Below are 24937 nucleotides of genomic sequence, written 5' to 3'. Positions count from 1 at the left end.
TCCACACCTCAATTATCAGCAAGGTGCGCGGCAGGACGCGGGGAAATATCAGCTTTACGGCAGTTCATTATTATTATCTCCAATAAGCTTCGAAGACCGCGCGGTGGCGGTTTCCTCGATTATTGGAAGACCATGTAAGGTCCCGTTGACCGTAAAGATCGAAGTTGTAAAAAGTCGTAACAAACTTGTACGTCAGCGGTGCAGCAACTCAGCCAGCGTCTGTTGCGAACGCTGCAGTTGCGCATGAACCTGCGGGGCCAAGGTCCGCAAAGTCTGCTCATCATTGACCATCGCGGCCTCTTCCAAAGCGCGCAACACATTGGCTAAAGCGCGAAATCCCAATGAATCGCTGCTACCCGCCAGGCGATGCGCCAGGTGTGCGACTTCGGTGCAGTCGTCGGCCTCGATGGCCTCGGTCAGTGCTTCGCGATGCTGACTGATCGAGTCGCGCAACACCGTCAGCAAGCCCTGAAGTTTCTGTTCACCGAGCAAGGTGCGATGGGTGTCCAGCAGCGGCCAATCCATCGCCTCGTCATCAGGTTGTGCCGCGGATACCGGCAAATGCCCAGCCAACGCTTGCCGCAGGTTTTCGAGCTTCAGAGGCTTGGCGAGAATGCCGTCCATCCCGGCCTCCAGATAACCGCGCATCAAGGCCGGCTGCACGCTGGCGGTCAGGGCAAAAATCCGCGTGTGACGGTTCGGACCTTCGTTGTGGCGAATCAGTTTGCACAATTCGACGCCGCTGATGCCCGGCAGGTGCACATCGAGCAGGATCAAATCAAACGTCTGCCCGGCACATTGCACCAGCGCCTGCTCACCTTCTTCGGCGAGCCAGACCTGATGCCCATCGCGCTGCAACAAACCGCTGACCACTTCACGGTTCAGCGCCACATCCTCGACCACCAGAATATTCAGTGCCCGCACGGTTTCGCTGTTCTGCGCCACAACTGTAATGCCGGTAGACGCCTGCAACGTCAGCTCGAACCAGAAACAACTGCCCAGCCCGACCTCGCTTTCGACACCGATCCGCCCGCCCAATTGCTCGACCAAATGTTTGCTGATCGCGAGCCCGAGCCCGGTTCCGCCAAAGCGTTGCGCCACCTCTTCGCTGGCCTGGGTAAAGCGCTCGAAAATCTTTTCCTGCATGGCCGGGGCGATGCCGATGCCGTTGTCCGTGACGCTTACGCGCAAGCGTTGCCCGCTCTGTCCCGGAACCTGGGTCAGCAGCGCAACCTCGACCTCAACCTTGCCGCCTTCGGTGAACTTGATCGCGTTGGCCAGCAAGTTGCTCAACACCTGACGCAGGAATTGTTCGGCACCATGCTGCCTTTCAGCGACCTTCGGATCGATTCGGCAGTGCAGCGTTGTGTCGTTGCTCAACGCGCGCGGTTCCAGCAGCGTCAGTACTTCGTCAAGCAGTTGCCGGATCGAAAAATCGACGGGTTCCGGGTGGCTGACGCCCTCCTCCAATCGGGCGAAATACAGCACTTCGTTAAGGATCGACAGCAACCCTTCGCCAGCCTTGTACAGCGCATCCAGACGTTTGCCGTCGCGCTCATCCAGACGTGCGCCGCGCAGCAACTCGGCCATGCCGAGAATCCCGTTGAGCGGGGTGCGCAACTCGTGGCTCATGGTCGCCAGAAAGCGCGACTTGGCGAGGTTGGCGGCCTCGGCTTCGTCCTTGGCGCGCATCAGGCTGGCGGTGCGGCGCTCGACCAGCCGGAGCAGTTCATCGCGATTGTCTTGCAGGGCCAGCCGATCGGTTTCGCGGCGGTCAATGTCACTGAGAATCGCCCGGCGCATATCGTCCAGCGCGTGGGCCACGGTGTCGATTTCGTCTTCGTGGGCATGCCGGCGCTTGTCCAGGTGCAAGGGCTCGTGCCAGTCACCGGCGGCGATGCGCCGCGCAAACTCGGCCATGACTTGCAGGTGCCGGGTGACCAAGCGGTAAAACAGCCCCGACAACGCCACCGCCAGACCGCAAAGGAACACGCTCATCCACAACAGGCTGGTCAAACCGGTGGCGTACAGGCGCTGATGCACCGCACCCAGATCGGTGCTGACTTCCAATTGGCCCAAGTGCCGTGAAGGCCCGGTCGGTGGTTGATAATCCAGTTCAAAACGCTCGATGCGTAATGGCCCGACCGGTTCGGGATTGCCTTGCAGCAGATCGAAATCAGGGCTGGTCAGGTGCACCCGCGCCACGTCGGAAAAGTCCACTAGACCACGCAGTTGCACGTTCAGTTGTTCCTGGTTCAGATCCCAGAGGCTGCGCTCCAGACTGGCCAGGTAACCGGCACGAATCAGCTCCATGCGCGAGTCGATGTCGCGCATTTCGCGGCGGTATTCGAAGTACAGCTGCACGGTGCTCGCCAGCACGGTGAAACACAGGCTGAACAACAGAATGAACAGCAGCAGACGCCGCAACAGGCCACCCGGACGCGCGCGGATCATTTGGAGTTCGCCGGAAGGTTGATCATGTCGCGGTAGGTGGCTTCGCTTTCATTCAACAGACGCTCGACCTCCCCGGACTCGACCATGCGTTTCAGTTGCACATCGATCTCCGGCATGCGATTGGACAAGGGGGATTTGCGTGAAACGGCCACCCGCAAATAGTCGACGCTCAAGGCATTGGGCAACGCGACGATGTCTTGCGCGCCCGAAAGGCTCTCGACGTAAAGCTGACCGGTGCGCCGTTCCGAGGTGATGAAATCGATGCGACCGCGAATCAGTTTGCCGAAGTTCTGGCCGCTGTCGGAGACCCATTCGATGTTCTGATGCGCTGCCACCAAACGGTCGAAATCCACGCCGTAACTTTCACCGAACAGCAACCCGCCACGGTAGTTGGCCAGGTCCTCCAGACGCTCGAATTTCACCGGGTGCTGACGATTGATGAACAACGCAACCTCCTCGCGCAACACCGGCACCGTCGAAAACACCATGCTCTGTTCACGTTGCGCGGTGCTGTAGGCCAACACCACATCGACCCGGCCTTCGGCGGCGTCAAGCAGGCAGCGTTTCCAGTTACCGAGCACGATGATGTCGACGTCATAGCCCAAACGACCGAAGAGGTTTTTCACCACACTCGGGGCCAGGCCGCGCACTTGCTTGCCGTCACTCCAGGAGATCGGTGGGTACACCGGATAGTCGCAATAGCGAACTCTTTCCGCCGCCATCACGCTGCTCGCGGCCAGCGCCAACAGCAGGCCAAACACCCGAAGCATCGGGCTCAGGCCGCCACACTGGCGGTAAACAGATAACCGGCGCCATGAATGGTAATGATCAATTGCGGCTCGGCCGGGTCGTCCTGCAACTTGCGGCGCAAGCGTCCGACCAGCACGTCGATGGAGCGGTCGTTGGGCACCCATTCGCGGTTGCGGATCTGGTCCATCAGTTGATCGCGGCTCAAGGTGTGGCCGCTGTTGCGCAAAAACACGCTGAGCAACTGGTATTCGCCGTGGGTCAGCAGGGTTTCGCTACCGGTCTTGTCGATCAGCCGTCGGCGGTCGGTGTCCAGCGCCCAGGTGGCGAATTGTTTGACCGGTTTGGCGATGGCCGATGCCGGTTGCGGCGTCTGCGCGTGACGCACCCGGCGTATCAGGTTTTTTGCCCGGGACACCAGTTCACGAGGATTGAGCGGTTTGATTACATAGTCGTCGGCGCCGCATTCAAGGCCGACGATGCGGTCGATTTCGTCGTTGCGCCCGGTGATCAGAATGATCCCCACTTCCGAACGCACCCGCAGCTCCCGGGTCAGGGTCAGGCCGTCCTTGCCCGGCAGGCGGATATCGAGCATCACCAGATCGACCGTCTGGCTCGCCAGGAAAGTGTCGGCCAGCTCCGCCGTGGCGGCGCAATGCACCTCATAACCTTCCTGGGACAAGTAGGCCTGCAGCAGTTCGCGAATCAGCGGATCGTCGTCGACGATCAATACCCGAGGAGTCATCGCATGGTGTCCCGCGTGTGCCCGAAGGCGTGTTTCTTATTAGAGTGTTTTGTTGCTTTGGCGCCAGAGAGTATCGACAGCTGAACGACCGATCAACAACCCGTCGTCTGGACGCAAAACCGTTGGCGACCACCGGCCTGCAATCCGTCGACCCAGGCTTCGCAAATCTGGATGCCCTGCTCCGGGGTGAAGGTGCCGGGGTTGAGTCCCGACTCCAGCCACAAACCGTCGAGCAAGGCGCTGAGGCTGATGGCGGCCAGATCGGCGTCGAAATTTTCCCAGTTTTCTTCCTGTGCCAGCTCGGTCAGCACTTTGCGCAGGATGCCGCGGTACTCACCATAGGAATGCTCGTGTGCAAGGTTGATCGACTCTGCCGTGCGCACTGCGCCCCAGAATGCCAGCCAGGCGTCGATCAGTTGCGGGTCGAGCAGTTCGGCGGAAAACGAACCGCGGAAGAAGGCCGACAGACGCTCGCGGGGATTGGGGGCCGCGTGTTCCATGGCGCTGCGCAACAGGCTCATGACTCGGCCGGTGATCGCCCGGTAGGCTTCGGCCACCAGTTCGTCCTTGCCGGAATAGTGATGGCTGATCAGCCCGACCGAAACGCCGGCCTCGGCGGAAATCTTGCGGATCGAGGCACCCTGAAAACCGTGGCGCTTGAGGCACACCAGCGTCGCCTCGATCAGATTGGCCTTGCGCAACTCCGGCTCCATGCGGGAAAAACGGGCTTCCTGACTCATGCGCGACACTCTCCGTGGATCAATCGTTAGGGACGCGGTGGGTTAATCCGCGCGCTGAACGACTGTACAGCAAGAGGGTGGAAAGTCTCTAGTCGGTTGCATGGGTCTGAGACCGCGTTGCGCCCATCGCGGGCAAGCCACGCTCCCACATTTGATCTGTGTGTTTTCATTGTTTGTGTCCAACACATAACTCTGTGGGAGCGTGGCTTGCCCGCGATGACGGCGGCACATTCAGCAATGATGTCACCTGACAGACCGCATTCGCGAGCCCATCAATACAGGGCCCCAGGTCAATCCCGATAACCCGGTGCCACCCGATCAAGCAATCGCAGCATCGCAGCCCAAGCCAATTGCATGGCATCCGGGTCGCTCAACTCACCTTCTTCCAGCGGTCGGCCCGGATCATTGAACTGACGCTCGGTGTGTTCGCAAACCTCAGCCGACGGCAACACCAACTCACCCGCCGCTTGCGCAGCGAGCTGGATTTCGCAGGCTTTTTCCAGGTAATACATGCGCAAAAAGGCCTGGCTGACGGTCTCACCCACCGTCAACAAACCGTGGTTACGCAGCATCAACACCGGTTTGTCGCCGAGGTCCTGCACCAGACGCTGCTGCTCACTCATGTCCAGCGCCACGCCTTCATAGTCGTGGTACGCAACCCGCCCATAGAACTCCATCGAGATCTGATTCACCGGCAACAACCCGCACTTCAACGCAGCGACCGCGCAACCGGATTTTGTATGGGTGTGCAGCACGCACTGCGCGTCATCACGAGCCCCGTGAATCGCGCTGTGAATCACAAACCCCGCCGGATTCACCGGGTACGGCGACGGCTCCACGGCCCGACCATCCAGGCCGATCTTCACCAGATTGGACGCGGTGATTTCATCGAACATCAGCCCATACGGATTGATCAGGAAGTGATGTTCAGGCCCGGGCAGGCGTACCGATATATGGGTAAAAATCAGATCGGTCATGCGAAAGTGCGCGATCAATCGGTAACAGGCAGCCAACTCCTCACGCAAGCGTTGCTCGGTGGCGCTGCGCTGAGAAAACGTGGCGATCTCGTTCATTTTCAGGTCTCCAGGCTGATCGACTGCGCGAAACAGTAAGGCTGAACGCGCTACCACGTCCAGCCGCTTGCGATTACTTGCTGGCCCAGGCGTTGAATCGCTCTTCAAGCTCTTCACCGTGATCAACCCAGAACGCCACGTCCATCGACAGCGCGCCCTTTAATGCCGCCGTGCCCCATTTTTATTGTTGTGAGGTTCGCCCCAGGTGCGCGCGCCAAATGCATCTGCTTCGACAGTAAAAAAACAAGTTGATTTTTTACTACAGGTAAATTTCTATAGGCAAATAATAACAACGCCGAAAACCCGGCCTTTCGGCTTCAGCCTGCCTGGAGTACCCGCACCATGCCGTCCTCTTCCGCCGCTTTTGCACACCTGTTCGAACCCTTGCAGTTGCGAGGCAAACGCCTGAAAAACCGCATCATGTCCAGCGGTCACGACACGTCGATGCCCACCGACAACCTGGTCAACGAGCAACTGATCGCCTATCACACCGCGCGCGCCGAAGGTGGTGTCGGGCTGATCGTGCTGCAAGTGGCCGGAGTGCATGACAGCGCGCGGTACACCTCGCACGTGCTGATGGCCACCGATGACGCGTGCATCGAGGGCTATCGAAAGATCGCCGAGAGTTGCCATGCTCACGGCACGGTGGTGCTGTCGCAGATCTTCCATCCGGGGCGGGAAATCATGGAGTCCAGCGATGGCCTGCTGGCCGTCGCGTATTCGCCTTCGGCAGTGCCCAATGAGCGTTTCCGGGTGATGCCGCGTGCGCTGGATCAGACGATGATCGACGAGATTGTCGCCGGTTACGGGGCGGCGGCCCGGCGCTTGTATCAGGCCGGAATCGACGGCGTGGAAGTGGTCGCCAGCCACGGTTACCTGCCGGCGCAATTCATCAATCCACGGGTCAACCGTCGCACCGATGGCTACAACGGCGAGCTGGAACAGCGTCTGCGCTTTCTGCGCGAAGTGATCGCCGCCTCGCGTGCCAGTACCGATGAACACTTCATCATCGGCTTGCGCATCTCCGCCGACGAACGCGATCCCGAAGGGCTCACCGAAGACGAATCCCTGACCGCCGTGCAATCGCTGCAACCGCTGCTGGATTACGTGCACATCGTCGCGGGCACCTCGGCGTCCTTGGGCGGTGCGGTGCACATCGTGCCGCCGATGGCGATCGAAGCCGCGTACCTGGCCAAGGAGGCCGGAACGTTCAAGGCCGGCCTGTCGATTCCGCTGTTCGTCACCGGGCGCATCAACCAGCCACAGGAAGCCGAATTGATTCTGTCGCGCGGTCAGGCAGACGTCTGCGGCATGACCCGCGCCCTGATCTGCGACCCGCAAATGCCCAACAAAACCGACACCGGCCACGTTGAAGATGTGCGCGCCTGCATCGCTTGCAATCAGGCGTGCATCGGCCACTTCCACAAAGGTTTGCCGATCTCCTGCATCCAGCATCCGGAAACGGGACGCGAGCTGATCTTCGGCCAACGGCAACCAGCGAAGCAACGTAAACGCATCATGATCGCGGGCGGAGGTCCCGCCGGCATGAAGGCTGCCGCCGTCGCCGCCCAGCGCGGACACGACGTGACCCTCTACGAGGCCAGCTCGCAACTCGGCGGCCAGGTCTTGCTCGCGCAACTGTTACCGAAACGCGCCGAATTCGGCGGCGCCAGCACCAACCTGCAACGCGAAATGGAACTGGCCGGCGTACGCGTCGTGCGCAATACCCGCGTCGACCGGGCGCTGGTGGAACGCGAACGGCCGGACATGGTGATCGTCGCCACCGGCGCCGAACCGTATTGGCCAGCGTTCGAGCGCGGCGGTGAATTGCAGGTGGTCGATGCCTGGCAAGTGCTGCGCGACGAGGTGCAAATCGGTCGGTCGGTGGTGGTGGTCGACTGGCGCTGCGACTGGATCGGCCCCGGCATCGCCGAACGCCTGGTCCGCGCCGGGCATCAAGTGCAATTGGCCGTCAACGGCACCCATTGCGGCGAAAACCTGCCGCTGTACGTGCGCGATCAACTGGCCGGCGAACTGCACAAACTCGGCATCCCGATCACCCCTTACGCCCGCCTGTATGGCTGCGACGACAACACCGTCTACCTGCAACACACCGCCAGCGGCGAACCGATGCTGTTCGAAAACATCGACACATTGGTGCTCTGCCAAGGCCATCAACCTGTCGATACCCTCGGCCCAGAGTTGCAAGGCCTTGTGGAGTTTCGGCGCATCGGCGACTGCCTCGCCCCACGCACCGCAGAAGAAGCCATTTACGAGGGCTTGAAAGTCGCGTGGGAGCTTTAAGGCTGTTTATACTCCGGGGTTTTGACAGAACCCCGGTTTGGAGCACGCCATGAGCAACAGCAGCAAGATGCAGCCTGCCAACGGCGCGCCCACACAGGACGGCGGCGCCGCGCCGCATTTCCTTGGCACCCGGATTCGTGGCCTGCGTAAACGTCGGGGCATGACCTTGGCCGAGTTGGCGCAGATGAGCGAATTGACGGCGGGCTACATCAGCCAGCTCGAACGCAACCTCGCCTACCCTTCCATCCCGGCCCTGTTCAACATCGCCCGGAGCCTGGGCGTGACCATTCAATGGTTCTTCGCCAGCGAAACGCAAACGGCGCCGGAAGATGACGGCATCGTCGTGCGCAAAAACACCCGCATGAGCGTGCATTACGAAGACGGCATTGTGGATCACCTGCTGACACCGCAGCCGAATCGACAGCTGGAAATGCTCCATTCGCGCTTTCCAGCGGGGACTTATAGCCAGCAGAGTTATAGCCATGAAGGTGAAGAGGCTGGGTATTTGCTGTCGGGGAGTTTTGAGTTGTGGGTGGGGGAACGGCATTTTTTGCTGGGTGAAGGGGATAGCTTTAGTTTTTCCAGCCAGGAACCGCACCGGTATGGGAATCCGGGGGAGGTGGATGCGGTGGTGATTTGGGTGGTTACGCCGCCTACGTTTTGAGCGTTTGCGCGGACCATCTGAAAAATCACTCGCCCGCTGGTTGTGAAAAATCAGATCAATGATTGCGCTGTTGAGCTGAATCCTCGGCAGACAGGATGATTGGGTGCTCCGCTGCCACGCTCGTATCGGTCTCAGCCTCAGCTTCTGGATGAGGACTAGCCCTGACAAAAGGGGCAGCTAATCGCCGTACACCTCTTTCGATGAACGAGAGGAGTCCGAAGGTGATGAAGCCGAAGATCAGCCCGGCGACCAGAATACTCAACGGGTGTATTCGGGCTGCGTCAGCGCTGTCCATCATGTAGAAGAACGCCTGGACGCCAACGGCCACGCAGGCCGCTACGGCAGTTATCAGCTTCACAGACAACCAAAGCCGTTGCCATCTGTTCATGCATCCTCCGTTATCTGGGCATTTGCGGTGTATTGCATGATAGCTAATGACGTGGATTTGCCTTCGAGCAGTCGCTTCCTGTTTTGGCGTTCGGGTTGTGTGTTGCACGGTTAGCAGACTATCCGGGTGACTCTTGATGAAGTTGTAGGCAAAATCCGAGCGTTGCGTAAGAGGGTACGCTTGCTGTGCTTTTGAGCAGGTTGCCGCCTTGTTGGCCATGTATTCGGCGAGATACTCTCCAGACGTCGCTGAACATTCAGCGATCGGGCTTGGTAACCCGTCGAGTTACGCAACAGCGCTTCCTTCACAGTTTCTGGCAGTCTTACACCTGCGAACTTGTGTTATGGCGGCTGTGCGTGGGACGCCTTCTGGCGTGCCGGTTTCCTTGACTCCCGGTTTACCAACCTGCGCGCAGCTGCCACCCATTCGCTTGGTAACGAAAGTGGCAGCTCCTTATGTCAAGGAGTTGGACAAATGCACACTGTAAATCCGTACAAATTTGGTCTTTTCTCTCCGCGCGACTCCATGTTGCGTAATGCTCCATCGCTCGACCTCTTCCAAAACCGCCCCTTCACTGGAGGTGGAAAATGACCGAACCTGCAGAAGCAAAAACGATCGGCTTTACCCCCATTTATTGCTCAGAGAATGCAATGTTCCACGTCAGCGCGGGAGTGCCCATCAGTACTGCATTAGCACAGGCCTCGGATTTCCTGTTCCTGGCCAAGGCACTCACAGAGGACGCAGCTTATTCAAAAGACACCGACCGTCATGCTTGGGCTGCGCACTATTTGACTTCAATGGGAAAAGCGCTGATCGATGATGTGGTGAAGGCGGTTTCGCCACGACCAGTTTGCAAGAATCAAAAGACAGCAAGTTAGTGGCCCGCCATTCTGAGTATTCACCCGAGATATCAGGGGCCTTCAACTCTGGTTGAAAGCGCAGCTAAAAATGCCCTGAGCGAAACGTCAGAAACGAAAAAGCCCCGTAACTTTTCAGTTACGGGGCTTTTTCTATGTAATGGCGGAGAGATAGGGATTCGAACCCTAGGTACCGGTGAAGGTACAACGGATTTCGAATCCGTCCCATTCGGCCACTCTGGCATCTCTCCAACGGCGCGCATCATAACAACACTTTCGCCGGAAGCGAACCCCCTTTTGCGATTTTTTTCCGTGCTATCAGATGCTTGCGTCGATTAAAGGGGTACGCCCAGACGATTGGCGACTTCTTCGTAGGCTTCGATGACGTCACCGAGGCCCTGACGGAAGCGGTCCTTGTCCATTTTCTTGCCGGTGGCCTTGTCCCACAGGCGGCAGCCGTCGGGGCTGAATTCGTCGCCCAGGACGATGGAGCCGTCGTGGAATACGCCGAATTCGAGTTTGAAGTCGACCAGCAACAGGCCGGCGTCGTCGAACAGTTTGCTCAGGACTTCGTTGACCTTGAGCGACAGTTCTTTCATGCGATCCAGTTGCTCGGCAGTGCCCCAACCGAAGGCCACGACGTGGGATTCGTTGATGAACGGGTCGCCCTTGGCGTCGTCCTTCAGGAACAGTTCGAAGGTGTAAGGGTTGAGCTTCATGCCTTCTTCGACGCCCAGGCGCTTGACCAGGCTACCGGCGGCGTAGTTACGCACAACGCACTCGACCGGGATCATGTCGAGTTTTTTCACCAGGCATTCATTGTCGCCCAGCAGTTTGTCGAATTGCGTCGGCACGCCGGCGGCTTCGAGTTTCTGCATGATGAAGGCGTTGAACTTGTTGTTCACCATGCCTTTGCGGTCGAGCTGTTCGATGCGCTTGCCGTCGAACGCCGAGGTGTCGTTGCGAAACAACAGGATCAAGCGGTTAGCGTCGTCGGTCTTGTAAACCGATTTGGCTTTGCCGCGGTAGAGTTCTTCACGTTTTTCCATGATGGGCTCCGCTTGCTAAGTAGGTGGGCTAGGCGATGTGTCGCCAGTCTAGCCCTGAATCTTGATCGGCCAGTTGCAGCCAGTCCGGGTCGCACCCGAGGGTGTCGACAAAACATTGCCGGGCCAGCTGCGGCAGGTTGTTCTTGCTGCTCAGATGGGCCAGGACCAGGTGTTGCAGGCCTTGCCAGCCCAACTCGGACACCAGGAATGCCGCCTGGTGGTTGTTCAAATGTCCCAATTCGCCGCCCACCCGCTGCTTCAGAAAGTACGGGTAGTGACCGCGAGCCAGCATGTCACGGCAATGGTTGGACTCGATCATCAACGCATCGAGGTCCCGATAGCCGTCCAGCACCTTGTTGCAATACGAGCCCAGGTCGGTCAACAGGCCGAAGCGCCGCTCACCGTCGCTGAAGACGTATTGCGTCGGCTCCTGTGCATCGTGGGCCACGGCAATGACGCCGATGCTCAGAGCGCCGATCTGCAGTTGCTCGCCGCCGGCCAGAAGGCCAGCCGGTTCAATCGGTTTGCGCATCCCGCGCAGGGTCCCGCGACTGAGGTACACAGGCAGATTGTAGCGCCGAGACAGCAAACCCACGCCATGCACGTGGTCGGCATGTTCGTGGGTCACGAGTATCGCGCTCAGCTGCGCCGGGTTTACACCCAGGCGCAGCAGGCGTTTTTCGGTTTCTCGCAGGGAGAAACCACAATCCACCAGCACGTACGTGTCATCGCTGGCTATCAGCGTGCCGTTCCCTTGGCTACCGCTGCCGAGAACGGCAAAACGCATGTGATCAGCCCAGTTTGTCCTGAATCTCGCTCAACACTTTGCGCGCCACGTCTGCTGGCGCCACGGTGTTGATGTTTTTCTCGACGGTGACCTGGACGTTTTCACCGACCTTGCTCAGGCGAACCTGATAACGCTCGGCACGGGCTTCAACTTCTTCCTTGCTCGGCGCGGTGCCGAACAGGCTGCTGAAGAAACCAGGTTTATCGTCTTTGTTCTCGGCTTTTTCGGACAAGTTGATGTAGTACAGGCCCAGGCTGCGGTTGATGTCTTCAACGCGCCATTCGCCCTGTTCCAGCGCACGACCGACACTCGACCAGGCACGATCCAGGTCGGTGCCGACGTTCAGAACCGGGTTGCCGCTACCGTCTTCGCTCAGGCTGACACGACTTGGTGTATCGAAATCACGCGAAGCCAGCATGGAGACCGAACCGCCCTTCTCCGAAATGCGGCTCATACTCGCGAGCATGTCGTTGGTCAGTGCCGCGTCCAGGTCGGTGTTGAGCGAACGGTTGGTGAACTCGACGTCGGCAGTGCTGCCGGCAGGACGTTCGGCGCTGACCACATAGATTTCACTGGTGTTGCGCTGCACGCCCGGCTCGATACGTACCCGCACGCGGGTTTGGCTGTCGGTGCTCACGCCGGCTGCGCTCAGGCGCTTGGCCATTGCGGCGGACAGTTCGTCGGAATGCTGCCAGGTGGTGGTGAATTCGCCGGTTTGCGGACGCTGTTCATCCAGACGGAAACCGTTGTCCAGGAAGAACTGTACAGCCACTGGCCAGATTTCCGCCGGTGGGTTTTGCGCCAGGATCGAGCGCGAATCGCCGACTTTCTGCAGCGAGTAAGGACTGGCATCGGCCGACGCCGACAACGGCTGTGGACGAGGAACGATGTATTCGCCCTTGGCGGTGTCATCAGCCACGTTACGCGGGATCGGCAGCAGCGGTTCCAGACGTTTGGCGTCTGTGATATTCGCTGGCAATTGCATCGGTGGAGTCTGTTGCGCTTCCAGGTAATCGCTACCACGGTCACGGAAATAACCTTCCGGGCCCCAGACCCATCCACAGCCACTTGTGCTGGAGATAATCAAGGCAAGTGCGGAAAGTCCGGCCATTCGCTTCATGCGTTGTACTTCCTCAATTAAACCAGGACGCCGGACTGGCGCATGGCCTGCCGCAGCGGTTCGTGACAGGCAGCACTGAGCCAGGTGAGCGGCAGACGGATACCGTCCGGCATCAAGCCCATTTCATGCAGAGCCCATTTCACGGGAATAGGATTGGATTCGATAAACAGGGTTTTATTGAGTGGCATCAGCTTTTCGTGAATCGCGCGAGCAGTCACGGCGTCGCCTTTCAGGGCAGCGTTGCACAGGTCGCTCATATCGCGCGGCGCAACGTTGGCGGTGACCGAGATGTTGCCTTTGCCGCCGAGCAGGATCAGCTCGACTGCGGTGGCGTCGTCACCGGATAGCACCACGAAATCTTTACTCACTCCATCAATGATGGCTTTAGCACGGCTCAGGTCGCCGGTGGCTTCCTTGATGCCGATGATGTTTTTCACGGTCGACAGGCGGATCACGGTTTCGGTCAGCATGTCGCACGCTGTACGGCCGGGCACGTTGTAGAGAATTTGCGGGATATCGACAGCTTCGGCGATGGCCTTGAAGTGCTGGTACAGGCCTTCCTGGGTAGGCTTGTTGTAATACGGAGTCACCAGCAGGCAAGCGTCGGCACCGGCGGTCTTCGCATTGGTGGTCAGCTCGATGGCTTCGCGAGTCGAGTTCGCGCCAGTCCCGGCGATCACCGGAATGCGCCCTGCAACCTGCTTGACCACATAACGAATCACTTCGATGTGCTCGTTCACGTCGAGGGTGGCCGATTCACCTGTAGTGCCGACCGCCACGATGGCGTGGGTGCCGTTTTGCAGGTGAAAGTCCACCAGTTTGCTCAGGCTGTCCCAGTCGAGATTACCTTGTGCATCCATGGGTGTGACCAGTGCCACCATACTGCCCGCAATCATGCAACCGCTCCTGCCGGAAAAAGAGAGCCGTAATGGTACTGGCGCCAAGATGCTTGTACAAGCGAAGTACTGCGCTGCCGCCATTCCCCTTGGCGCTGCTTTTCGCTACCCTTCAGACTTTGATCGGTACTGATAAGCTCGTACGCCAGTTTCCAGCCTCCATTTACGGCATCACAAGCCCCGATCCAGCGTTGCCACCCCTCGCTCCTGCCTCACTGGAGCATGTTGCAACCTTGTGGCTCGGGTTTTCTGAATTCGCATCCGCAGGCTCGTTCCCGGAAAAAGCCCTTAGACGTATCGACCGCTCATCGCTTTAGGAATGCTGCATGTCCACCCCCACAGTTCGCGAACAATTCCTTGTCATCAGTGCCCTCGGCGCCAACCCCATGGAGCTGACTAACGTCCTGTGCCGCGCCAGCCATGAAAATCGCTGCGCCGTGGTCACTTCCCGCCTGACCCGTCATGGCGAGTGCAGTGCGTTGATCCTCGAGATTTCCGGCAGCTGGGACGCCTTGGCGCGCCTGGAAGGCAGCCTGCCGAGTCTCTCCAAAAAGCATGCGTTCACCGTCAATGTGGTGCGCAGCGCGGCGCTGGAGAATCGTCCTCAGGCGCTGCCTTACGTGGCTTATGTCAGTTCGGCTTATCGCTCGGACATCATCAATGAGCTGTGCCAGTTCTTCACGGACCACAACGTCGAGCTGGAAAACCTGACCTGCGACACGTATCAGGCGCCACAAACCGGCGGCACCATGCTCAACGCCACGTTTACCGTGACCTTGCCGGCCGGCGTGCAAATCAGCTGGCTGCGCGATCAGTTCCTGGATTTCGCCGACGCGCTGAACCTGGATGCCCTGATCGAACCGTGGCGCCCACAAAACCCAATGTAAGGAAGCTTTCATGGCCGTTGCCATCGACCAACCGGTTGCCGACTTCGAAGCACCCGCCACCAATGGACAGACCGTCAGCCTCGCGAACCTTAAAGGCAAGCAGGTGGTGATTTACTTCTACCCGAAGGACAGCACGCCAGGTTGCACCACTGAAGGTCAGGGCTTTCGCGATCAGCTTGAGGCTTTTAAAGCGGCCAACACCGAAGTGTTCGGCGTATCACGTGACAGCCTCAAGTCCCATGAGAACTTCAAGGCCAAGCAGGCGTTCACCTTCGAGCTGATCAGCGACAAGGAAGAAGCACTTTGCCAGTTGTTTGATGTGATCAAGTTGAAGAAGCTGTATGGCAAGGAATACATGGGCGTTGATCGCAGCACATTCCTGATCGACAAGAACGGTGTGCTGCGTCAGGAATGGCGTGGTGTGAAGGTGCCGGGGCATGTGGATGCGGTATTGGCGGCTGCTCAGGCGTTAAACAAAGTCTGATCTCTTCGGCGCCTGTTCGGACGCCTTCGCGGGCAAGCCCGCTCCTACAGGGACTGCATTAATCCTGTGGGAGCGGGCTTGCTCCGGGCGGCGTTCCGACGAAGAGGCACTCAGCCTCACTAAAGAAATATGGCTGTCAGTTAAAGCAGCGGCGCGACTTCCGGCTCCTTGCGCGGCCACGCATCCAGTACGGCTTTGAACAGCGTCGCCAGCGGAATCGCAAAGAACACTCCCCAAAATCCCCACAACCCGCCAAACAACAGCACCGCGCAAATGATCGCTACCGGGTGCAGGTTGACCGCCTCCGAGAACAGCAACGGCACCAGCACGTTGCCGTCCAGCGTTTGAATAATCCCGTAGACCGCCATCAAATAGATGAACTGATCGCTCCAGCCCCACTGGAACAGCGCAATCAGCATGACCGGCACGGTCACCACCACGGTGCCGACGTACGGCACCACCACCGACACGCCCACCAACAATGCCAGCAGCGCCGCGTAGTTGAGTCCGAGAACGACAAAACCGATATAGGTCACACCACCGCAGATGAAAATCTCGATGACCTTGCCGCGAATGTAATTGGCGATCTGCCGGTTCATTTCGTGAGCGACTCGGGTGATCAGTGCCCGCTCACGGGGCAGGTAACCGCGTACCCACTGGCCGATCATTTCCCGATCTTTCAAAAAGAAGAACACCAGGATCGGCACCAGAACGAGGTAGATCATGATGTTCACCAGCAGCGGCAGACTCGACAGTGAGAACGTCAGCGCCCACTGGCCGAACTTGCCGATTTCGCCGCGCGCCACTTCGATGAACTGCAATACCTGTTCATCAGACACCATATGCGGATAGCGCTCGGGCAACAGCAATAACAACGACTGCCATTTTGCGAGCATGCCGGGCAACTCGTTGAACAGCGTAAGCAACTGATGCCAGAGCAACGGCACCACGACAATCAAGAAGACCAGCAGCGCGCCCATGAACAGCGCGAAGACCAGCCCCACCGCCACGCCGCCGGGCATACGCAAGCGTTCGAGGGTGGCAACCAGGCCCTGCATGAGATACGCCAGCACCATCCCGGCCAATACCGGCGCGAGCATGCCGCCCAAGGTGAGTACGGCGGTGAATGCCAGAAACAGCAACACGGCCAGTACCACGGCTTCTTCATCGGAAAAGTAGCGCTGAATCCAGTCGCGTAACACTTTGAACATCAATATTCCTTAGAAACGAACGCCGCAGGTTTCAGGCTTTTTTTAACCAGTAGCGGTAAACACCCGCCTCATCTTCTTCACGAAGCAGCGTATGACCGGCCAATCGGGCAAAGGTGCGAAAGTCGCGCTGAGAACCGGCATCCGTGGCGATCACCTTGAGCACCGCGCCACTGGCCATGCGATTGAGTTCCAGCTTGGCCTTGAGCAACGGCAACGGACAATTCAGGCCGCTGGCGTCCAGTTCGGTGTCATGGGCTACAGCGTCGGTCATTACTTCTCTCCGGGCACGTGTTTGAGAGGCTTAGAATATCTGGTCGCAAGCCCAGTGTCCGGCTACAGTAAGGACTTTGTCGACTAAGGCTTTGTGCATGACTTTTTTGCGCCCCTCCCTGCTGACGCTCGCTTGCCTGCTTGCCTCACCGGGCTTTGCCGACGACCTGCCGTCACTTGGCGACGCCAGTTCTGCCATCGTCTCGCCGCAACAGGAATACCAGTTGGGCCGTGCCTGGCTGGCACTATTGCGCAGCCAGGTCTCGCAACTCAACGATCCGCAACTCAAGAGTTACGTCGAATCCAGCGTTTATCGACTGGTGGAAACCAGCCAGGTGAGTGACCGGAGACTGGAATTCATCCTGATCAACAGCCCGCAGCTCAACGCCTTTGCGGCGCCGGGCGGGATCGTCGGGGTCAACGGCGGCTTGTTCCTCAATGCGCAGACCGAGGGCGAATACGCGTCGGTAATGGCTCACGAACTGGCTCACTTGTCGCAACGCCATTTTGCCCGAGGCATTGAAGCCCAGCAGCGCATGCAAGTGCCGATGATGGCCGCCCTGTTGACCGGGATCGTGATTGCGGCAGCCGGTGGCGGCAATGCCGGGATGGCAGCCATTGCGAGTACTCAAGCGGCGGCAATGCAGGAGCAACGGCGTTTCTCGCGTCAGAACGAACAGGAAGCCGACCGCATCGGCATTCTCAATATGGAAAAAGCCGGTTACGACCCACGCTCGATGCCGAGCATGTTCGAGCGCTTGGCGCGCCAGTATCGCTTCGACGCCAAGCCGCCGGAATTTTTGATGACTCACCCGGTTACCGAGTCGCGGATCGCCGATACCCGCAACCGCGCCGAACAGGCCCCACCGGGCGGCATCGAAGACACCATGCGTTATCAGCTGATTCGTGCACGAGTCCAGTTGTTCTATGAAGAAACCCCCGGCCTGGGCGCCAAGCGCTTCCGTGCCCTGCTTGATGAAAACCCGAAAAATGATGTCGCACGCTATGGTTTGGCGATTGCCCAAATCAAGGGAGGCCGGTTGAATGAGGCTCGGGAGAACCTCAAGCCGTTGCTGGCAAAATCGCCGAACGAGATCATCTATAACCTGGCGCAGATCGATCTGGACATGACCAACAATCGTCTGCCGGATGCTCAATCTCGCGTCGACCGGATGCTCACTCAGTACCCCGATAACTATCCGCTCAATCAGATACGTGTCGATTTGCTGCTGAAACAGGACCGCACCGCCGATGCTGAAAAGGCATTGGAAAGCCTGCTCAAGTCGCGTCCTGATGATCCCGACGTGTGGTATCAGGTGGCCGAGACTCGCGGCCTGTCGGGCAACATCATCGGCCTGCATCAGGCTCGCGCGGAGTACTTTGCGTTGGTCGGCGACTATCGCCAGGCCATTCAGCAACTGGATTTCGCCAAACGTAAGGCCGGCAGCAACTTCCCCCTGTCTTCGCGCATCGATGCGCGTCAGCGTGAGCTGATGGAACAGGAGCGCATGATCAAGGACATGATGGGCTGACTTTCAGCTTCAAAAGCCGAGCACAAAAAAACCGCCTCTTTCGAGGCGGTTTTTTTCATCCAACAACCGGATTAATCAGCCAGTTTGAAGGTGATGAAGCTGGCACGACCTTGGCGCAGAACCCGCATCGAAACCGAACGGTTCTTCGGCAGTGCCTTGGCAATGTCGGTGAACTCCTTGCCCGAGCCGATGGCCTGGTTGTTCAGGTGAGTGATGATATCTCCTGGCTGCAAACCAATCAGGGATGCAGGGCCTTCCTGAACTTCCTTGATCACCACACCACCTTTGAGGTCGTAGGTTTTCTTCTGCTCATCGGAAAGCTCGGCGACGGAGACACCCAAACGATTACTGCTGATTTCAACGCCCGATTTAGGCATCGTATCCATATCTTTTTCTTCGTCAGGAATCGCGCCAACCGTTAGCTCGACATTCTTGCGCTTGCCTTCGCGAATCACTTCAAGATTGGCCTTGGCGCCCGCCTTCAGCGCGCCCACCAGGTGTGGCAAATCGGCCGACATGACGATCGGCTGACCGTTCATGCTCAGGATGACGTCGCCGACTTGCAGACCACCCTTGGCAGCCGGGCCGTCATCCTGGATCTGAGCCACCAGTGCACCGGCCGGCTTCTCAAGACCAAACGACTCGGCCAGGTCCTTGTTCACTTCCTGAATCACCACTCCCAACCAACCACGGCTGACTTTGCCGCCATCTTTCAGTTGATTGGAAACATCGATGGCAACGTCGATAGGGATCGCGAACGATACGCCCATGAAGCCACCGGAACGGGTGTAGATCTGCGAGTTGATCCCGACCACTTCGCCATTCAGATTGAACAGAGGACCACCGGAATTACCCGGGTTGATCGGCACGTCGGTCTGGATGAACGGCACATAGTTTTCGTTCGGCAGGCTGCGCCCGATGGCACTGATGATGCCTTGGGTCACGGTGTGGTCGAAACCAAACGGCGAACCGATGGCGACAACCCACTGACCGGCTTTCAGGTCCTGGGATTTACCGAGCTTGAGAACCGGCAGGTCCTTGCCTTCAATCTTCAGCAGCGCCACGTCGGAGCGCGGATCGGTGCCGACCAGTTTGGCTTTCAGTTCACTGCGATCAGCGAGACGCACGAGAATTTCGTCGGCATCGGCAATCACATGGTTGTTGGTCAGGATATAACCATCAGGCGAGATGATGAAACCCGAGCCTAGGGACTGAGCTTCTCGCTGACGATCACCGCGAGGTGAACGCGGTTGTTGAGGCATGCCCCTTTCAAAGAACTCGCGCAGCGCTGGCGGCAAGCCTTCAAGGTCCGGCATTTGCCCGGACACTTTGCGGTCCGGCAGTTTCTGTGTCGTACTGATGTTCACCACCGCAGGCGAGGCCTGCTCGACGATCTGGGTGAAATCCGGCAACTCGGCTGCTTGAGCAGTGACCGCCTGACCGAAGACCAGCACGGTAGAAAAAATGGCGAGGTAGGACTTAAAGCGTGGTATCGACATACGGCTCCCGTTACGACGAGCATGGTTGAGCAATATGGAGCAAGGAACACCGGGAACAATACGCCGGTATTTTTGTTCCGGAAACAACAAAACAAGGCTAGAGCCGTGAAACTCTAACCTATAGAAAAAATCAGGATTGTTTGCAAATTGAAATGCTCACCAAACATTTCGACATTCACTCACTACTTGGTTGCAGTGGCATCGGCGCGCATCGACAGCGCAATCCGTTCAGCGGTGCCTATCGGGATCTCACCGACCACGGTCACCATCATTTCGCCTTGAGGCGTGGTCAAGCGCCGGGATACAGCGACAGTGGGTCCCAACTGTGTGCGGGTGTCCGTCACGGTTGCGCCATTCAATGGCTCAAGGAATACCGAGAAACGCGCCAGACCGTCGTCATACATCAGACTGTTGACCTGAGCTTTGGTCTCCGGATCCTTGCGAGCGCTGCTGCTGGTCAACTCGAAACCAGGTGGTAACCAGTCCGAATGCCAGACTTGAGCCGTTTTAATGGCGGAAGCCTTGTCACTGTCGAGGGTGACAGCCTTGCAATCAGCGCCTGCCTGCAAATCGCTGTCAGACGGAACCTTGGTGGTATCCAAATGCGTAAACTGGAATCGCTCCAGCAATTGCCCTTTGTCATTGAGCAACAATGACTTGAGCGGCAGGCCGGTTTCTTTATCCAGATGAAGCTCAAAACCGTATCGGTGCTGATCACGTGGCGTCAGCGAAACAATCACTGCCGCACGCCCAGCCACACGCGACTTGCCGATGACGGCAAGGTCATACCAACTCTTTAACTTTTGTGGATCCAGTGCACGAGCAGCAGAATTGGGCGAATCACCCAGTCCTGCAATCAGGGCGCCGCTGACGCATTGAGTATGCCCATCAATGCGCACGACTTCCTGTGCTGAGCCATCGAGCTGCAGTAAACGCTCTCGGACTTTGCCATCCTGGACGCGATGCCAGATGTTATGGGTAGAAAAACTACCGTTACGCTCGTAAACGAAAGTACCGTGAAAGCTTTGCTGTTGCTCGGCCTGACCCAGACGGGTCAACCAATCCTGGGCCTCATCAGCGTGGGCTGGTACAACAAACCAGCCTGCGAGCAGAAGCGAAAGTAGAGGTATGGAGCGCATGATCCTCCTTAACGGTTTTCCAGGCTTGCTGCACGAGCATAAGGCAGCGCACTTTCAGTGCCTTTCAATGCAGCCTGTTGAGCATGTTGGCGCAAGTAGCCTGGCAGACGCTGATCGTGCCAGCCCGGCTGACCTTGCAATACGCCGTTGGCCATAGGGCCAGTGGCATCCGAACTCTCATTGTAGCCTGCTAATACAGCTGGGCCTTTAACTTGAGGAGCGGTCAAAACCGGTTGATTGGATTGCTGAGCCAGTTCGACACCAGCGATCTCGTCCTGATTGTACAAACGAACGCCAGCCAGTACAGCAAGTGTGACCGAAGCGGCAACTGCCAGACGACCCAGGCTGCGCCATGGACCACGGGAGGCTTTTGCCGGCACAGCTTCGTCGGCCAACGCAGCAGACACTGCCGCAGCGATATCCAAGCGTGGAAGCAACAAGTCCTTGTGCATGACTGCCCGAGCGATTTGGTAACGAGCCCAGGTCTCACGGGTTTCAACATCGTCCAAGGCATTTAATACCCGACGCAATTCCAGCTCGTCCGCTTCGTTATCCATCACTGCGGACAGCGATTCCTGCAGGGCTTCACGACTCATGGCGTTCCTCTCTTGGCTATCGCCGCTGTCTCAGTTTTCCTGCAACAACGGCTGCAGGGCTTTATCGATGGCTTCCCGAGCGCGGAAAATCCGGGAGCGCACGGTACCCACCGGACACTGCATGACTGCCGCAATGTCCTCGTAACTCAGACCATCGAATTCACGTAAAGTTAAAGCCGTACGCAAATCTTCTGGCAGTTGCTGAATGGTTCGATGGACGGTGCCTTCGATCTCATCCCGCAGCAACGCGCGTTCTGGCGACTCGAGATCCTTGAGGCCATGATCGCCATCGTAGAACTCTGCATCCTCGGAACTGACATCGCTATCCGGCGGCCGACGGCCGCGTGAAACCAGATAGTTTTTCGCCGTGTTGATGGCGATGCGGTAAAGCCACGTGTAAAACGCGCTGTCTCCGCGAAAATTTCCAAGGGCTCGGTACGCCTTGATAAAGGCTTCCTGCGCCACATCCTGGGCTTCATGGGTGTCGTGCACGAAACGCACGATCAACCCGAGAATTTTGTGCTGGTATTTCAGCACTAGCAGATCGAAAGCTCGCTTGTCGCCACGTTGAACGCGCTCGACCAGCTGCTGATCCTCTTCCTGGGTTAGCATGAACACTCCTCGATAAGCTCGGAGGAGGCTTGCATAACTGAACGACCAGACTTGCAAACATAGACTCGGGCTTTTCGCAAAAGTTCTCCCCTCCAAGCAAGTTTCCTGCGGGCTCTGATTTGGCACGCACGAAAAGCGCAGCGCGGGTTACCCGGCTGCGCGAATAATCTTGTCATCGGATTCGCCAGCAAGGATCAAACTACAGATCCTGCCCTGAAGCCGACACTGCCCCTTGAATCTGGCAACCGTCTATTGATCTTGGGCCTTTGGCAAAAGTTCCATATTTATAAATGGACGGCGCCGAGATTGTGCAACCGCGAATAGAAAAATACTGTTAAATCGACGATACAGTCGTCTTGTCGTCGATTCGACCAAAAAACCATCCGACGAAGCGTCGGGTATTTCCCGTCACAGTAGTTTCACAATGCCATAGACGCTCGGGTATTGTGCCGCGCCCCCCCTCTATATACTAGTGGGCTGTGTGGCCGACTGACTCGCCGTTCCAGCAGTCATGCGCCAACCCCGACCCGGGTCGCTTTGAGCGGAATCCTGAAATGAGCCAACAGTTTCAACATGATGTTCTGGTAATTGGCAGCGGTGCTGCCGGTTTGAGTCTTGCACTGACCTTGCCCGATCATTTGCGCATCGCGGTACTGAGCAAAGGCGACCTCGCCAACGGCTCGACTTTCTGGGCCCAGGGCGGCGTCGCGGCCGTTCTGGATGACACCGACACCGTCGAGTCTCACGTCGATGACACCCTCAATGCCGGCGGCGGCCTGTGCCATGAAGACGCTGTTCGTTTTACCGTCGAACACAGCAAAGAGGCGATCCAATGGCTGATCGACCAGGGCGTGCCGTTTACCCGCGATGAACAGTCTGGCACCGAAGACGGCGGGTTCGAGTTTCACCTGACCCGCGAAGGCGGCCATAGCCATCGGCGCATCATTCATGCTGCCGATGCCACGGGTGCCGCGATATTCAGAACATTGCTGGCCCAGGCAAAACAACGGCCTAACATTGAATTGCTGGAACAGCGCGTCGCGGTGGACCTGATCACCGAAAAACGCCTGGGCCTGGAAGGCGACCGCTGCCTTGGCGCTTATGTACTCAATCGCGGGACCGGCGAAGTCGACACCTACGGCGCACGCTTCGTCATCCTCGCATCCGGTGGCGCAGCCAAAGTCTACCTCTATACCAGCAACCCCGACGGCGCCTGCGGTGATGGCATCGCCATGGCCTGGCGTTCTGGCTGCCGGGTAGCGAACCTGGAGTTCAACCAGTTCCACCCCACCTGCCTATACCACCCGCAGGCAAAAAGCTTCCTGGTCACCGAAGCCCTGCGCGGCGAAGGTGCACACTTGAAGCTGCCTAACGGTGAACGGTTCATGCAGCGCTTCGACCCGCGCGCAGAACTGGCGCCACGGGACATTGTTGCCCGGGCCATCGACCATGAAATGAAGCGCCTGGGTATCGACTGCGTCTATCTGGACATCAGCCACAAGCCCGAAGCGTTCATCAAATCGCACTTTCCAACGGTGTACGAACGCTGCCTCGAGTTTTCCATCGACATTACCAAGCAGCCAATCCCGGTGGTTCCGGCGGCGCACTACACCTGCGGTGGTGTGATGGTCGATCAAAACGGCCGCACCGACGTGACAGGGCTGTATGCCATTGGCGAAACCAGTTTCACTGGCCTGCACGGCGCCAACCGCATGGCCAGCAACTCGCTGCTGGAGTGTTTCGTCTACGCCCGTTCAGCGGCGGCGGACATTTTTGAACAGCTACCGCACGTGCCAATGCCATTTGCCCTGCCCGTTTGGGATGCGAGCCAGGTCACCGATTCCGACGAAGACGTGATCATTGCGCACAACTGGGATGAACTGCGGCGATTCATGTGGGACTACGTCGGTATCGTGCGCACCAACAAACGCTTGCAACGGGCCCAGCACCGCGTGCGGCTGTTGCTCGACGAAATCGATGAGTTCTACAGCAACTATAAAGTCAGCCGCGACTTGATCGAGTTGCGTAACCTGGCTCAGGTAGCAGAACTGATGATCCAGTCAGCCATGGAACGCAAGGAAAGCCGGGGCCTGCATTACACCCTCGACTACCCCAATATGCTCCCGGTTGCCCTGGACACTATTCTGGTGCCGCCCACCTACGTCGGCTGAACGCAAGTCGAACCCGCAGGCGTCGGTGCACATCCGCCGCCTGCGAGTCGTCGGATATGCAGATCGATCTGACCCGCCGTTCACCGCGCAGGCGAAACCGTAGCACCACGATCAATGGCAGCGCGAGGCTGTCCGGTCGCAGCTGCACCGGCTGCCAACCCTGAGCCTGATTCCATAACTGCCAACCCTCGGCGTCGCGTCGCAAGCCGCGAAATGCCTGTGGGTGTGTCAGCAAAATCTGACGCTCCAATGCCCAAGCGCCATGCGTCAGACAGCAAAAAGCGCCGAGCAGACTGGCCCAGGCCGGTATAGACAGAAGAAACAACGAACCCAGCGCGAACAGCTGGGCCAGGAAATACGCCGCCAGCAACTGCCGCGAGGCATGCCAGCGGCATTCGAACGTATTACTTGGGCTGGACACGGTCCAGGATCATGCGAACCATGCGCTGAAGCTCCGGATCTTCCGATTCGGCGCGTTCCATGAACCAGCCGAACATGTCCTGATCTTCGCACTCAAGCAGCTTGCGGTAGCAATCACGGTCGACATCATTGAGGTGCGGGTAGACTTCTTTCACAAACGGCACCAGCAATACGTCCAGCTCAAGCATGCCGCGGCGGCTGTGCCAGTAGAGGCGATTCAGTTCAACATCTTCGACCATGGAGCGCTCCTCAAATAGGCGGCAAGTATACAGCCCCGGGCAGCGTCGAACAG

The 24937-nt window shown here is 58.3% G+C and carries 25 protein-coding genes, 1 tRNA gene and 1 pseudogene; 7 read left to right on the top strand and 20 right to left on the bottom strand.

Annotated elements, in window-relative coordinates:
- Positions 1–192: 192 nt before the first annotated feature.
- The 6 genes and pseudogenes from ACA048_RS07200 to ACA048_RS07175 all read right to left on the bottom strand — a co-directional run.
- On the bottom strand, positions 193–2454 hold the full coding sequence (locus ACA048_RS07200) for an ATP-binding protein (protein WP_497628531.1): 2262 nt from the start codon (positions 2452–2454) through the stop codon (positions 193–195).
- Positions 2451–3224, bottom strand: coding sequence for a substrate-binding periplasmic protein (locus ACA048_RS07195; RefSeq protein WP_497628529.1), 774 nt, complete (start codon positions 3222–3224; stop codon positions 2451–2453). Before ACA048_RS07195 ends, ACA048_RS07200 begins: the two co-directional genes overlap by 4 nt.
- A 5-nt stretch (positions 3225–3229) precedes the next feature.
- Positions 3230–3946, bottom strand: coding sequence for a response regulator (locus tag ACA048_RS07190; protein WP_497628527.1), 717 nt, complete (start codon positions 3944–3946; stop codon positions 3230–3232).
- Positions 3947–4038: 92 nt separating this feature from the next.
- Positions 4039–4686 (bottom strand): TetR family transcriptional regulator C-terminal domain-containing protein, encoded by a 648-nt coding sequence (locus tag ACA048_RS07185; RefSeq protein ID WP_497628525.1) that lies wholly within the window; start codon positions 4684–4686, stop codon positions 4039–4041.
- A gap of 290 nt (positions 4687–4976) precedes the next feature.
- A complete protein-coding gene (locus tag ACA048_RS07180; protein WP_497628523.1) occupies positions 4977–5759 on the bottom strand; it encodes a class II aldolase/adducin family protein in 783 nt (260 codons plus the stop codon).
- Positions 5760–5832: 73 nt separating this feature from the next.
- Positions 5833–5922, bottom strand: a pseudogene (locus ACA048_RS07175) (hypothetical protein); the annotation flags it as partial.
- Positions 5923–6101: 179 nt separating this feature from the next.
- On the opposite strand from ACA048_RS07175, the gene ACA048_RS07170 reads away from it, so the two are divergent.
- Positions 6102–8063, top strand: a complete 1962-nt coding sequence (locus ACA048_RS07170; RefSeq protein ID WP_497628521.1) for an oxidoreductase — start codon at positions 6102–6104, stop codon at positions 8061–8063.
- A 67-nt stretch (positions 8064–8130) separates the two neighbouring features.
- Positions 8131–8727 carry a helix-turn-helix domain-containing protein gene (locus ACA048_RS07165; RefSeq protein ID WP_497629818.1) on the top strand — a complete coding sequence of 199 codons (597 nt, stop codon included), beginning with the start codon at positions 8131–8133 and terminating at the stop codon, positions 8725–8727.
- Positions 8728–8782: 55 nt separating this feature from the next.
- Here the strand turns inward: ACA048_RS07165 and ACA048_RS07160 are convergent, their stop codons facing one another.
- Positions 8783–9115 carry a hypothetical protein gene (locus ACA048_RS07160; RefSeq protein WP_497628519.1) on the bottom strand — a complete coding sequence of 111 codons (333 nt, stop codon included), beginning with the start codon at positions 9113–9115 and terminating at the stop codon, positions 8783–8785.
- A gap of 587 nt (positions 9116–9702) precedes the next feature.
- Between ACA048_RS07160 and ACA048_RS07155 the strand changes: the two genes are divergently transcribed.
- On the top strand, positions 9703–9993 hold the full coding sequence (locus tag ACA048_RS07155) for a DUF3077 domain-containing protein (protein WP_497628517.1): 291 nt from the start codon (positions 9703–9705) through the stop codon (positions 9991–9993).
- 140 nt (positions 9994–10133) lie between these two features.
- On the opposite strand, the gene ACA048_RS07150 is transcribed toward ACA048_RS07155, so the two are convergent.
- From ACA048_RS07150 to dapA, 5 genes are all read right to left on the bottom strand, one after another.
- Positions 10134–10223, bottom strand: a tRNA-Ser gene (locus ACA048_RS07150).
- Between the two features lie 84 nt (positions 10224–10307).
- Positions 10308–11021 (bottom strand): phosphoribosylaminoimidazolesuccinocarboxamide synthase, encoded by a 714-nt coding sequence (gene purC, locus ACA048_RS07145; RefSeq protein ID WP_497628516.1) that lies wholly within the window; start codon positions 11019–11021, stop codon positions 10308–10310.
- Between the two features lie 28 nt (positions 11022–11049).
- Entirely contained in the window at positions 11050–11808 is a 759-nt protein-coding gene (locus tag ACA048_RS07140) for an MBL fold metallo-hydrolase (RefSeq protein ID WP_223511337.1), read from the bottom strand.
- Between the two features lie 4 nt (positions 11809–11812).
- Positions 11813–12928, bottom strand: coding sequence for an NlpB/DapX family lipoprotein (gene bamC, locus ACA048_RS07135; protein WP_497628514.1), 1116 nt, complete (start codon positions 12926–12928; stop codon positions 11813–11815).
- Between the two features lie 17 nt (positions 12929–12945).
- Entirely contained in the window at positions 12946–13824 is an 879-nt protein-coding gene (gene dapA / locus ACA048_RS07130) for a 4-hydroxy-tetrahydrodipicolinate synthase (protein WP_497628513.1), read from the bottom strand.
- Positions 13825–14150: 326 nt separating this feature from the next.
- On the opposite strand from dapA, the gene ACA048_RS07125 reads away from it, so the two are divergent.
- Together ACA048_RS07125 and ACA048_RS07120 are read left to right on the top strand one after the other, a co-directional pair.
- Positions 14151–14711 (top strand): glycine cleavage system transcriptional repressor, encoded by a 561-nt coding sequence (locus tag ACA048_RS07125; protein ID WP_497628511.1) that lies wholly within the window; start codon positions 14151–14153, stop codon positions 14709–14711.
- A 10-nt stretch (positions 14712–14721) separates the two neighbouring features.
- Entirely contained in the window at positions 14722–15195 is a 474-nt protein-coding gene (locus ACA048_RS07120; RefSeq protein WP_497628510.1) for a peroxiredoxin, read from the top strand.
- Positions 15196–15335: 140 nt separating this feature from the next.
- On the opposite strand, the gene ACA048_RS07115 is transcribed toward ACA048_RS07120, so the two are convergent.
- Complete coding sequence (locus tag ACA048_RS07115) at positions 15336–16406, bottom strand: AI-2E family transporter (RefSeq protein WP_497628509.1); 1071 nt, start codon at positions 16404–16406, stop codon at positions 15336–15338.
- A 31-nt stretch (positions 16407–16437) separates the two neighbouring features.
- Positions 16438–16677: a sulfurtransferase TusA family protein gene (locus ACA048_RS07110; RefSeq protein WP_497628508.1), complete on the bottom strand. Its 240-nt coding sequence runs from the start codon at positions 16675–16677 to the stop codon at positions 16438–16440.
- A 97-nt stretch (positions 16678–16774) separates the two neighbouring features.
- Here ACA048_RS07110 and ACA048_RS07105 point away from each other — a divergent pair, with 97 nt between their 5' ends.
- Entirely contained in the window at positions 16775–18208 is a 1434-nt protein-coding gene (locus ACA048_RS07105) for a M48 family metalloprotease (protein ID WP_497628507.1), read from the top strand.
- A gap of 71 nt (positions 18209–18279) precedes the next feature.
- On the opposite strand, the gene ACA048_RS07100 is transcribed toward ACA048_RS07105, so the two are convergent.
- From ACA048_RS07100 to rpoE, 4 genes are all read right to left on the bottom strand, one after another.
- Positions 18280–19707: a DegQ family serine endoprotease gene (locus ACA048_RS07100; protein ID WP_497628506.1), complete on the bottom strand. Its 1428-nt coding sequence runs from the start codon at positions 19705–19707 to the stop codon at positions 18280–18282.
- Between the two features lie 182 nt (positions 19708–19889).
- Positions 19890–20846 carry a MucB/RseB C-terminal domain-containing protein gene (locus ACA048_RS07095; RefSeq protein WP_497628505.1) on the bottom strand — a complete coding sequence of 319 codons (957 nt, stop codon included), beginning with the start codon at positions 20844–20846 and terminating at the stop codon, positions 19890–19892.
- 8 nt (positions 20847–20854) lie between these two features.
- Positions 20855–21442 (bottom strand): sigma-E factor negative regulatory protein, encoded by a 588-nt coding sequence (locus tag ACA048_RS07090; protein ID WP_497628504.1) that lies wholly within the window; start codon positions 21440–21442, stop codon positions 20855–20857.
- Positions 21443–21472: 30 nt separating this feature from the next.
- Positions 21473–22054 carry an RNA polymerase sigma factor RpoE/AlgU gene (gene rpoE, locus ACA048_RS07085; protein ID WP_007944079.1) on the bottom strand — a complete coding sequence of 194 codons (582 nt, stop codon included), beginning with the start codon at positions 22052–22054 and terminating at the stop codon, positions 21473–21475.
- A 554-nt stretch (positions 22055–22608) separates the two neighbouring features.
- Here rpoE and nadB point away from each other — a divergent pair.
- Positions 22609–24225 carry an L-aspartate oxidase gene (gene nadB, locus ACA048_RS07080; RefSeq protein WP_497628503.1) on the top strand — a complete coding sequence of 539 codons (1617 nt, stop codon included), beginning with the start codon at positions 22609–22611 and terminating at the stop codon, positions 24223–24225.
- Here nadB and ACA048_RS07075 read toward each other — a convergent pair.
- Together ACA048_RS07075 and ACA048_RS07070 are read right to left on the bottom strand one after the other, a co-directional pair.
- Positions 24194–24646, bottom strand: a complete 453-nt coding sequence (locus tag ACA048_RS07075) for a protein YgfX (RefSeq protein ID WP_497628502.1) — start codon at positions 24644–24646, stop codon at positions 24194–24196. The genes nadB and ACA048_RS07075 overlap by 32 nt on opposite strands.
- Positions 24630–24884 carry an FAD assembly factor SdhE gene (locus tag ACA048_RS07070; RefSeq protein WP_007944081.1) on the bottom strand — a complete coding sequence of 85 codons (255 nt, stop codon included), beginning with the start codon at positions 24882–24884 and terminating at the stop codon, positions 24630–24632. Before ACA048_RS07070 ends, ACA048_RS07075 begins: the two co-directional genes overlap by 17 nt.
- Positions 24885–24937: the final 53 nt, after the last annotated feature.

This window comes from Pseudomonas sp. LBUM1659 (genome assembly GCF_059716045.1).
This window is presented reverse-complemented; position numbering and strand designations above follow the sequence as displayed.

What these genes read in the sequence shown, in the direction of transcription:
- purC (WP_497628516.1), bottom strand. Translation starts at nt 11,021, where the DNA reads ATGGAAAAACGTGAAGAACTCTACCGCGGCAAAGCCAAATCGGTTTAC.
- ACA048_RS07155 (WP_497628517.1), top strand. Translation starts at nt 9,703, where the DNA reads ATGACCGAACCTGCAGAAGCAAAAACGATCGGCTTTACCCCCATTTAT.
- ACA048_RS07180 (WP_497628523.1), bottom strand. Translation starts at nt 5,759, where the DNA reads ATGAACGAGATCGCCACGTTTTCTCAGCGCAGCGCCACCGAGCAACGC.
- ACA048_RS07200 (WP_497628531.1), bottom strand. Translation starts at nt 2,454, where the DNA reads ATGATCCGCGCGCGTCCGGGTGGCCTGTTGCGGCGTCTGCTGCTGTTC.
- ACA048_RS07165 (WP_497629818.1), top strand. Translation starts at nt 8,131, where the DNA reads ATGCAGCCTGCCAACGGCGCGCCCACACAGGACGGCGGCGCCGCGCCG.
- ACA048_RS07185 (WP_497628525.1), bottom strand. Translation starts at nt 4,686, where the DNA reads ATGAGTCAGGAAGCCCGTTTTTCCCGCATGGAGCCGGAGTTGCGCAAG.
- ACA048_RS07110 (WP_497628508.1), bottom strand. Translation starts at nt 16,677, where the DNA reads ATGACCGACGCTGTAGCCCATGACACCGAACTGGACGCCAGCGGCCTG.
- ACA048_RS07170 (WP_497628521.1), top strand. Translation starts at nt 6,102, where the DNA reads ATGCCGTCCTCTTCCGCCGCTTTTGCACACCTGTTCGAACCCTTGCAG.
- rpoE (WP_007944079.1), bottom strand. Translation starts at nt 22,054, where the DNA reads ATGCTAACCCAGGAAGAGGATCAGCAGCTGGTCGAGCGCGTTCAACGT.
- ACA048_RS07090 (WP_497628504.1), bottom strand. Translation starts at nt 21,442, where the DNA reads ATGAGTCGTGAAGCCCTGCAGGAATCGCTGTCCGCAGTGATGGATAAC.
- ACA048_RS07105 (WP_497628507.1), top strand. Translation starts at nt 16,775, where the DNA reads ATGACTTTTTTGCGCCCCTCCCTGCTGACGCTCGCTTGCCTGCTTGCC.
- bamC (WP_497628514.1), bottom strand. Translation starts at nt 12,928, where the DNA reads ATGAAGCGAATGGCCGGACTTTCCGCACTTGCCTTGATTATCTCCAGC.
- ACA048_RS07140 (WP_223511337.1), bottom strand. Translation starts at nt 11,808, where the DNA reads ATGCGTTTTGCCGTTCTCGGCAGCGGTAGCCAAGGGAACGGCACGCTG.
- ACA048_RS07095 (WP_497628505.1), bottom strand. Translation starts at nt 20,846, where the DNA reads ATGCGCTCCATACCTCTACTTTCGCTTCTGCTCGCAGGCTGGTTTGTT.
- ACA048_RS07125 (WP_497628511.1), top strand. Translation starts at nt 14,151, where the DNA reads ATGTCCACCCCCACAGTTCGCGAACAATTCCTTGTCATCAGTGCCCTC.
- ACA048_RS07115 (WP_497628509.1), bottom strand. Translation starts at nt 16,406, where the DNA reads ATGTTCAAAGTGTTACGCGACTGGATTCAGCGCTACTTTTCCGATGAA.
- nadB (WP_497628503.1), top strand. Translation starts at nt 22,609, where the DNA reads ATGAGCCAACAGTTTCAACATGATGTTCTGGTAATTGGCAGCGGTGCT.
- dapA (WP_497628513.1), bottom strand. Translation starts at nt 13,824, where the DNA reads ATGATTGCGGGCAGTATGGTGGCACTGGTCACACCCATGGATGCACAA.
- ACA048_RS07190 (WP_497628527.1), bottom strand. Translation starts at nt 3,946, where the DNA reads ATGACTCCTCGGGTATTGATCGTCGACGACGATCCGCTGATTCGCGAA.
- ACA048_RS07160 (WP_497628519.1), bottom strand. Translation starts at nt 9,115, where the DNA reads ATGAACAGATGGCAACGGCTTTGGTTGTCTGTGAAGCTGATAACTGCC.
- ACA048_RS07195 (WP_497628529.1), bottom strand. Translation starts at nt 3,224, where the DNA reads ATGCTTCGGGTGTTTGGCCTGCTGTTGGCGCTGGCCGCGAGCAGCGTG.
- ACA048_RS07100 (WP_497628506.1), bottom strand. Translation starts at nt 19,707, where the DNA reads ATGTCGATACCACGCTTTAAGTCCTACCTCGCCATTTTTTCTACCGTG.
- ACA048_RS07120 (WP_497628510.1), top strand. Translation starts at nt 14,722, where the DNA reads ATGGCCGTTGCCATCGACCAACCGGTTGCCGACTTCGAAGCACCCGCC.
- ACA048_RS07070 (WP_007944081.1), bottom strand. Translation starts at nt 24,884, where the DNA reads ATGGTCGAAGATGTTGAACTGAATCGCCTCTACTGGCACAGCCGCCGC.